Origin of the sequence: Streptomyces sp. 8L (assembly GCF_020176795.1) — a bacterium.
Taxonomy (GTDB): Bacteria; Actinomycetota; Actinomycetes; order Streptomycetales; family Streptomycetaceae; genus Streptomyces.
Genome location: NZ_JAIUKE010000552.1, coordinates 1 through 6819, shown reverse-complemented (window position 1 = coordinate 6819; position 6819 = coordinate 1). Strand labels below are relative to the sequence as shown.

Annotated in this window: 6 protein-coding genes; all 6 read right to left on the bottom strand. The window is 71.4% G+C overall.

Annotated elements, in window-relative coordinates; translation table 11 throughout:
- Positions 1-23: 23 nt before the first annotated feature.
- Positions 24-1289 carry a Gfo/Idh/MocA family protein gene (locus tag LCE31_RS34065; protein WP_225021424.1) on the bottom strand — a complete coding sequence of 422 codons (1266 nt, stop codon included), beginning with the start codon at positions 1287-1289 and terminating at the stop codon, positions 24-26.
- Between the two features lie 46 nt (positions 1290-1335).
- Complete coding sequence (locus LCE31_RS34060) at positions 1336-2646, bottom strand: alpha-glucosidase/alpha-galactosidase (protein WP_225021422.1); 1311 nt, start codon at positions 2644-2646, stop codon at positions 1336-1338.
- A complete protein-coding gene (locus LCE31_RS34055; protein ID WP_225021420.1) occupies positions 2646-3599 on the bottom strand; it encodes a carbohydrate kinase family protein in 954 nt (317 codons plus the stop codon). The genes LCE31_RS34060 and LCE31_RS34055 overlap by 1 nt, the downstream gene beginning before the upstream one ends.
- Positions 3600-3702: 103 nt before the next feature.
- Positions 3703-4599, bottom strand: a complete 897-nt coding sequence (locus tag LCE31_RS34050; protein WP_225021418.1) for a carbohydrate ABC transporter permease — start codon at positions 4597-4599, stop codon at positions 3703-3705.
- Positions 4596-5546 (bottom strand): carbohydrate ABC transporter permease, encoded by a 951-nt coding sequence (locus LCE31_RS34045; protein ID WP_225021416.1) that lies wholly within the window; start codon positions 5544-5546, stop codon positions 4596-4598. Before LCE31_RS34045 ends, LCE31_RS34050 begins: the two co-directional genes overlap by 4 nt.
- An 11-nt stretch (positions 5547-5557) precedes the next feature.
- On the bottom strand, positions 5558-6819 hold a 1262-nt coding region (locus tag LCE31_RS34040), incomplete at its 5' end, for an ABC transporter substrate-binding protein (protein ID WP_225021414.1).

The following is a 6819-nucleotide window of genomic DNA, read 5'->3' as shown; positions in this document are numbered from 1 at the left end:
GGATACGGGGGCGGGGGTCGACGTCAGTCCACGGCGCCACCGTACGGCCGGGCCCCGGGGCCCTTCTCCTGGTGGGCCGCGAAGTAGCGGACGAGGCCGGGGGCGAGCGGGGGCACCTCAGTGTGCGTGCCGCCCGCCCGCAGCGAGGCGGTGGCTGCGGTGCCCGCGGCCACCGCCTCCCTGGCGGCCACGGGCGAGGTCTCGGTCGGCCCGCCGCTCGCCGCGAAGCGGAGGAACTCCCGCAGGAGCGCGTCGTCGGCGCCGCCGTGCGGGTTCTCGCCGCCGCTGACGGTCTCGGTGCGGTCGGCGTCGGCCCGGTAGCCGGAGCGGCGCCTGTTCCACAGCCGGACGGCCGGGCTCTCGTCCTCCAGGCCGTCGCCGAAGTTCTCCAGGCGCCCTTCGTCGCCGATGACGGTGTAGTTGCGCCAGTAGTCGGGCGTGAAGTGGCACTGCTGGTAGCTGGCCAGGACGCCGTTGTCGAGGCGGGTGAGCATCATGCTGATGTCCTCGACGTCCACGACGGGGTTCAGGCCGCTCAGCGCGGTGGGCGGCCAGATGTCCGGGTCGAACCAGTCGGGCATCCTGGCCGGGTCCTCCGCCTCCGGCGTCGCTTCCGGTCCTGGTCCCGCGGCCGGCCCTGCCGGGGCCGGGCGGCGCGGGTTCGCCCCGTACACGGCCAGGTCGCCCATGGCGACGACGTCACGCGAGTAGCCGCCCGCGAGCCAGTGGATCACATCGAGGTCGTGGGCGCCCTTCTGGAGCAACAGGCCGGTGGTCCTGGCCCGTTCGGCGTGCCAGTCCTTGAAGTAGTAGTCGCCGCCGTGACCGACGAAGTGCCGGCACCACACCGAGCGGACCCGGCCGATCGCACCTTCCTCGATCACCTCCCGCATCCGCCGCAGCACCGGCAGGTGGCGCAGGTTGTGGCCCACGTAGAGCCTCGTCCCGGTCTCGAACGCGGCGCGCAGCAGCCGGTCGCAGCCGTCCACGGTGATGGCGAGCGGCTTCTCCACGAAGACCGGCACCCCGGCGGCGAGGAAGAACAGGCTCGGCTCGACGTGCCGGTCGTCCGGTGTGAGGACGAACACGGCGTCGAGGCCGTCGCCCGCCATGCCCGTGTGGTCGGTGTGCACGGCCGTGCCGGGGCCGAAGAGGCGTACGGCGTCGGCCCGGCCACGCGGGGAGGGGTCGGCGCAGGAGACGACGCGCGCGACGCCGGGGCGGTGCGCGGCGAGGGCGAGGGTGGCCCGCTGGCCGACCCCGACGACGCCCACGCGCAGTTCACTCATCGTTCCTCACCCTTCTGGGGACGGCGTCCGGCGCAAGCCCTCATGGTCAGTGGCCGAGGGTGGCGCGCAGAGAGGGCTGGAGCAACTCGCCGTGGGCGCGCACCATGTCGTCGCACAGGTCCCAGATCGACTCGACCGTCAGTGTGGCCGCGGTCGCCGGGTCGGTCATGGCGGCGTGCCTGATGTGGCGGGGCTCGTCCTCGACGGCGGCCCGTACGACGAGGTCGTTCATGCTCAGGTACGTACGGTTGAGCGCGGCGAGCTGCGGCGGGAGGGCGCCGACGCGCGTGGGCTGGACGCCCAGGGAGTCGACCAGGCACGGGACTTCGACGGTGCCGTGCGACGGCAGGTTCTCGATGAGGCCGTGGTTGGGGACGTTGCCGTAGACCGTGCGCGGTGTGCCGGTGGTGATGCTGTGGATGATCTGGGGCGCGTACTCCATGGTGGACTCGACGGCGAGCGGTTCGCCCGCGGCGAGCGCCCTGCGGGTCTCCTCGTAGGCGGCCACGTTGTCGTCGACGATGCCGAGGTAGTCCCCCACGGGCAGCCGCAGCCGCTCGATCTCGCTGTCGTGGTGCAGGTACCAGGGCACGTACTCGCTGGAGTGCTCGCTGGTCTCGGTGGGGTAGTAGCCGAGGCGCCGGTACATGTCGACGCGGACCCTGCGGCGCAGTTGCCCGTCGGCGGCGATGAGGGCGTCCAGACGCGGGTAGAGGTCCTGGCCCTCGTGCTCGAAACGCAGCACCCAGGCCTGGTGGTTGACGCCCGCGGCGTGGTACTTGACCTCTTCGAAGGGCACTCCGACCAGTTCGGCCAGGTCGTGCATGGTCCAGAACACCGAGTGGCACAGGCCCACCACCCGGGTGAGGCCGGTGGCCTGCGCCAGGTACTGGATGTTCATGGCCATGGGGTTGGTGTAGTTGAGCAGCCACGCGTCCGGGCAGACGGCGGCGATGTCCTCGCCGAGCGCCTTGAGCAGAGGGAAGGTGCGCAGCGCGCGGAAGATGCCGCCGATGCCGAGGGTGTCGCCGATGGTCTGGCGCACCCCGTGGCGCGCGGGCACGTCGAAGTCGGTCCTCGTCGACTCGCGCATGCCGACCTGGACGATGTTGATGACGAAGTCGGCCCCTTCGAGGGCTTCGCGCCGGTCGGCGTGGACGGTGATGCGGGGGGACGCCTTCCGCTCGTCCGCGATGTAGCGGGCCGCTCCCTGCGCGGTGGCGAGCCGTTCGGGGTCGATGTCGTGCAGGGCGATGTGCGCGTTCCGCAGCTCGGGGAAGGCGAAGAGGTCCGCCAGGAGCCCCTGGGTGAAGACGACGCTTCCGGCGCCGATGAACACGATCTTCTGAGCGGTCATCACTCGTTCTCTCCGTTGTGGGTGACGGCTGCGAGAGCCTCGTCCCAGGTGGGTTGGGCGTCGGTGCCGCCGTGGGCACGCGTGGACAGGGAGCCGCAGGCGGCGGCGAGGGCGAGGGCTTCGCGCGGCGGCAGGCCCCTCAGGACGGCGGCGATGTATCCGGCGTCGAAGCTGTCGCCGGCGCCGACCGTGTCGCGCGGGCGCACCGTCAGGCCGCTGGCGCGCCGCACCGTGCGGCCGTCGTGCGCGAGGGCGCCCCGCGCGCCGTCCTTGACGACCACCAGCGGTCCCCGGCCGGCCAGCCGGCCGCCGGCCTCCTCGGGCTCTCCCGAGGCCTGGCCCGCGAGTGCCAGTGCCTCCTGCGCGTTGGGCAGCAGGATGTCGGTTTCCGACAGGACGGCCGCGATGCCGTCCGGGTCCCAGCGTCCCGCGGGGTCGTCGTTGGTGTCCAGGGAGGTGGTGGCGCCGTGGGCACGGGCGGTGCGCAGCAGGTCAGGGAGGGCCGCGGCGAGCTTCGGCATCAGGAAGTACGACGCCGCGTGCACGTGCCTGCTAGTGGTGAGCCACTCCTCGGGGACGTCGGCGGGGCCGGTGGCGGCGAGCGTTCCCGAGGACGTGAGGATGGCGCGGTCGCCGTCGCGCGCCACCACCGCCGTCAGCGGGGTCGGCAGGTCGGGGTCGGTGCCGAGCGCGGTGGTGTCGACGCCCCTGGCCTGAAGGGCGGCGCGCACGAAGCGTCCCGCGTCGTCGTCGCCGACCCGGCCCGCGATGGCGACGCGCAGGCCGAGCTTCGCCGCCCCGCAGGCGGTGATCGCGGCGGACCCGCCGAGGGTGAGTACGCCGGTGGGTACGAGTTGCTCGCGCTGGCCGAAGGCCAGGGGTTCGTCGAGGGGACCGAGTACGGCATCGGGATTGGCGTCCCCGATGACGAGGAGGTCGAAGGTGTGGGGCATCGGTCTTCCTGGGCGTGGTGGTCGGGGAGCTCGGCCGCTCGGGTGGCCGCGGTACGGGGGTACTGGGCGGTGGTCCGGTGCGGTGACGCGGGTTCGGGCGGTGTCAGCCTTTGAGGCCGCTGCTGGTGATGGACTGGACGAACGACTTCTGCGCGCCGAGGAAGGCGAGCAGGACGGGCAGGATGGTGATCACGTTGCCCGCCATGACGGCGGCCCACTGGGTGTGGTGCTGTCCCTGGAAGGTGGTCAGGCCGAGTTGCAGTGTGTACTGGGTGTCGTGGTTGATGGCGATCAGCGGCCAGGTCAGGTCGTTCCAGGTGGAGAGGAACGTGAGGACCGCGACGGTGCTGAGCGCGGGGCGCGACAGCGGCAGCACGATACGGAACAGCACCCGTAGCCGTGAACACCCGTCGATCCAGGCGGCTTCCTCCAGCTCGCGCGGCAGGGACAGGAAGAACTGCCGCAGCAGGAACACCGCGAACGGTGTGACCAGTGACGGGACGATCAGCGCGCCCAGCGAGTCGATCAGGCCGAGGCGCTTCATGACCAGGAAGGTGGGGATCATGGTCAGTTGGAAGGGGACGGCCATCGTCGCGAGCATCAGGAAGAGCAGGGCGCGGGAGCCCGCGAACCGCATCCGCGCGAAGGCGTATCCGCCCAGCGAGCCGAGGACGAGGTTGGAGACGACCGCGGTGGCCGAGACGATCAGCGAGTTCGTGAACCACCTCGGGAACATGGCGTTGCCGAGGACGTAGCGGTAGCCGCCGAGGTGGATTCCGGAGGGCCACAGCGCGGGCGGGAACCTGTTGATCTCCGCGTCGCTCATCACCGAGCTGAGGACCAGCCAGATCAGGGGCAGCGCGAAGAGCACGGCCAGGGGCGCCAGCAGCAGGTGCCAGGCGCTGAAGGGGAGCCGCCGGCGCCGGAGGGGAGCGGCCGGGGGCGGCACGGCGCTCGGGCGGAGGGTTTCACCGGTGGCGGTGGTGGTCGTCGCGGTCATCGGGCTGCTCCCTCGGGGGCGGTGGACTTGCGGCGCTGGACCAGTCGCATGACTCCCCCGAGCACCAGCAGGGCCAGGGCGAGGATGTAGGCGGCCGACGCCCCGTAGCCCGCGGTGAAGTTCTGGAACGCCTGCTCCCAGATGAAGTAGACGATGAGGGTCGTGGAGCCGAGGGGCCCGCCCTTGGTCGTGACGTAGACCAGGTCGAAGACCTGGAGGGCGTTGAGTGTCTGCCACATCACCAGGAACACACTGACCGGTGTGAGCGTGGGCAGTACGACGTGGCGCAGCAGGTGCCACCGGCCCGCGCCGTCCAGCTTGGCCGCCTCGATGAGGGGCTGGGGTACGTCTTGGAGCGCCGCGAGGTAGATCATCACGCAGAAGCCGGTGCCGCTCCACAGCGAGATCACCACCAGGACGGGCAGCGCCTGACCCGGGTCGGAGAGGAATCCCTGCGAGGGCAGGCCGAACGAGTGCAGGACCGAGTTGGCGGCGCCGAACTGCGGGTCGAGGATGAAGGAGAACAGCACGCCCTGGGCCGTCTCCGAGATGACGAACGGTACGAAGATGAGGGTGCGGTACAGGCCGACCAGCCGGATGCGCCGGTTCAGCGCCAGGGCGAGCATCAGGCCGAAGACGATGCTCAGCGGGACGTACAGCACCGTGTACAGCAGGGTGTTGCCGATGGCCTGGCTGAAGTGCGGGTCCTCGGTCAGCGCCCGGTAGTTGTCGAGCCCGACCCAGCGGCTCGGTGTCACCAGGTCGTCGGCCTGGAACGACAGCAGCAGCGACCAGACGACGGGCACCACGCTGAGGCCGAGGATGACGAGGACGGAGGGCAGCACGAAGCCCCACGCGGTCGCGGACTCGCGGCGGCGTCCGCGGCGCCTGGCGCGCAGTTGCCGCTCGTGGTCGGGCAGCGTGATCGGAGCGGGCAGGGATGACATGGAAAGGCTCCTCAGCGCGGGATGACGAGGGCGGCCCTGGCTTCGGCGGCACAACGGCGCATGGCCTGCGCCGGGCTGCTCCTGCCGAGCAGTACGGACACGATGGCCTGGCCGAGTGCCGTGGAGACCTGTGCGTAGGCGGGGTGGGTGGAGCGGACGCGCGCCGAGTCGAGCGCCTCGGTGAAGACGTCGAGTCCGGCCGTCTTGGCCGCGTGTGCCTGCCACGCGGGCTCGGCCTCGCTGCGGCGGCTGAGCGGCAGGCTGCCCGCTTCGATGTCCCAGAGCACGTCCTGGTCCGGCTGGGCCAGCCAGGAGACGAAGGTGCGGGCGGCGCGCACCCGCGCGGTTCCGTTGTCGAAGACGGTCCAGGTGTCGGGTCCTGAGATGGTGATGGGCTTGCGGCTGTAGCTGGGCAGCGGCACCACCGCGTAGTCGATCTTCGCCTGAATGATGTCGGGGAGCTGCCAGGGGCCGGTGACGACCATGCCCATCCGGCCGGAGGCGAAGACCTGGTACATCTGCTCGCTGCCGGGTTTGGGGTCGATGTAGACGCTCTTGGCGCGGGCGAGCGCCTCAACCGTCTCCAGGGCGCGGACCCCTTCGTGCGCGAAGCCGATGCTCCGGCCGTCCGGCGCGATGATGTCGCCGCCGAGGTCCCACACCATCGGCCACAGCCGCCACACGGTGTCCTCGTCGCCGACGCCCGGCCAGCCCGTGCCGAAGGTGCCGCGCCCCGCGTCGGTGAGGCGGTGGGCGGTGTCCTCGAACTCGGCCCAGGTCCAGCCCTTTCGCGGCAGCGGCAGTCCGGCCTCGCGGAACAGCTTCTTGTTGCACACCACGGCGAGCGAGTCGAGGACGGCGGGCGAGGCGCGGATGCTCCCGTTGATCATGACGGCATCACGGGCGGGCTCCCAGTAGTCCGTCCACGGGGTGGGGCCCGAGCGCATCGTGTCGCCCAGGTCCACGACTTTCGGGCTGCGGGCGACGCCTGCGAGGTCGGAGCCGAAGATGTAGGCGATGTCCGGGTAGGAGCCGGAGGCGAGCGCCGCGGTGATCTTCTGGAGCATCGAGTCGGACAGCACTCCCCCGCCGAGGTCGACGTAGATGTGCGGGTGAGAGTGCATGAAGCGCTCCGCCAGGGCCTTGATGGCCTTGAGTCCGTTGTCGTTCTGGCCGTGCCACATGTTGATCGTGACGCGCCCGTCGGGTCCCACCCCGTCGTCGGCCCCCTGGCCGCAGCCGGCGAGGGCGGTGGCCAGGGCCGCGCCCGCGC

Excerpts from the sequence above, each read along its gene's own strand:
- LCE31_RS34065 (WP_225021424.1), bottom strand. The coding sequence starts at position 1,289 with ATGAGTGAACTGCGCGTGGGCGTCGTCGGGGTCGGCCAGCGGGCCACC.
- LCE31_RS34060 (WP_225021422.1), bottom strand. The coding sequence starts at position 2,646 with ATGACCGCTCAGAAGATCGTGTTCATCGGCGCCGGAAGCGTCGTCTTC.
- LCE31_RS34055 (WP_225021420.1), bottom strand. The coding sequence starts at position 3,599 with ATGCCCCACACCTTCGACCTCCTCGTCATCGGGGACGCCAATCCCGAT.
- LCE31_RS34050 (WP_225021418.1), bottom strand. The coding sequence starts at position 4,599 with ATGACCGCGACGACCACCACCGCCACCGGTGAAACCCTCCGCCCGAGC.
- LCE31_RS34045 (WP_225021416.1), bottom strand. The coding sequence starts at position 5,546 with ATGTCATCCCTGCCCGCTCCGATCACGCTGCCCGACCACGAGCGGCAA.